Origin of the sequence: Streptomyces sp. NPDC001027, from assembly GCF_040299045.1 — a bacterium.
In the GTDB taxonomy this organism is placed as follows: domain Bacteria; phylum Actinomycetota; class Actinomycetes; order Streptomycetales; family Streptomycetaceae; genus Streptomyces.
Genome location: NZ_JBEPBI010000609.1, coordinates 1 through 1118, shown reverse-complemented (window position 1 = coordinate 1118; position 1118 = coordinate 1). Strand labels below are relative to the sequence as shown.

Genomic DNA, 1118 nt, shown 5'->3' with positions numbered 1-1118 from the left:
CGGCCGAGCGCCCTGGGCGGTTTCGCCGGCGCCACCGGAGCCGCCTCCGTCGCCGTGCGTGCGGCACGCACCGCTCTGAAGGACATGGGCGCCTTCGAGTCGTGGCTCTCGCTCCGTGGCGCACCCCTCAACGGGGCGGGCGACGCACGTGCCGAGGCGACCGCGCCGACGGACACGGTCGCCTGACCGCCGCCATGTCGGTGTCGGTGTCGGCCTGACCCCTACAGGCGGGCCACGTTCACCGGGCGCAGGCTCATGCAGGCCCGGGCAGTGCAGGCGCGTGAACCGCCTCTTCGTCGACCCGGACACCCGGCCGGCACCGCCGGGGACCGAGACCGTGCCATCGGCGAAGGCGACCTGTTCGGCCACGCCTTCGACATCGTCGGGCGGCAGCGGCCCCTCGGGGCCGGGCAGTTCGCGGGTGGGCCGGACACGTCGGACGTCCTCGTCCGGCCCCGTCCCGATCCTCTCTGCGGCTCGACGTATCTCAACGGGCTCTCTCCCCACGGTGGTTCGGCTGCGGCCCCTGTGAGGAGGTGTCAGTCGTTGGTCGGGAAGCCGAGGTTCAGGCCGCCGTGGGAGGGGTCGAGCCAGCGCTGGGTGACCGCCTTGCCGCGGGTGAAGAACTTGACGCCCTCCTCGCCGTAGGCGTGGGAGTCGCCGAAGAGCGACGCCTTCCAGCCGCCGAAGGAGTAGTACGACACAGGCACGGGGATCGGGACGTTGATGCCGACCATGCCGACCTCCACCTCGTTCTGGAAGCGCCGGGCGGCCCCGCCGTCGTTGGTGAAGATCGCTGTGCCGTTGCCGTAGGGGTTGGCATTGATGAGGTCCAGGCCCTCGTCGTAGGTGCCGACGCGCACGACGGACAGCACGGGGCCGAAGATCTCGTCGCCGTAGATCGACATCCCGGGTTCGACGCGGTCGAACAGGGTGGGGCCGAGCCAGAAGCCGTCCTCCGTGCCCTCGCCGGATATCGGGTGCTTGCGGCCGTCGACGACCAGGACAGCGCCCTCGGCGGCTAGGGTGCGGTTGGTGGGGTAGAGGCGTAGGCAGCGTCCGGCTTCGACCCAGGCGGGGGAGCCGGTGCGGGGGTCGGGGTCGAACCAGGTGTGTTC

General features: G+C 71.6%; 2 protein-coding genes. One reads left to right on the top strand and one right to left on the bottom strand.

Annotated features, from left to right (window positions below; translation table 11 throughout):
* Window positions 1-186: hypothetical protein (locus ABT300_RS44295; protein WP_351688896.1), on the top strand; the 186-nt coding region annotated here is incomplete at its 5' end.
* A 353-nt stretch (window positions 187-539) separates the two neighbouring features.
* On the opposite strand, the gene ABT300_RS44290 is transcribed toward ABT300_RS44295, so the two are convergent.
* Window positions 540-1118: aldehyde dehydrogenase family protein (locus tag ABT300_RS44290; RefSeq protein WP_351688894.1), on the bottom strand; the 579-nt coding region annotated here is incomplete at its 5' end.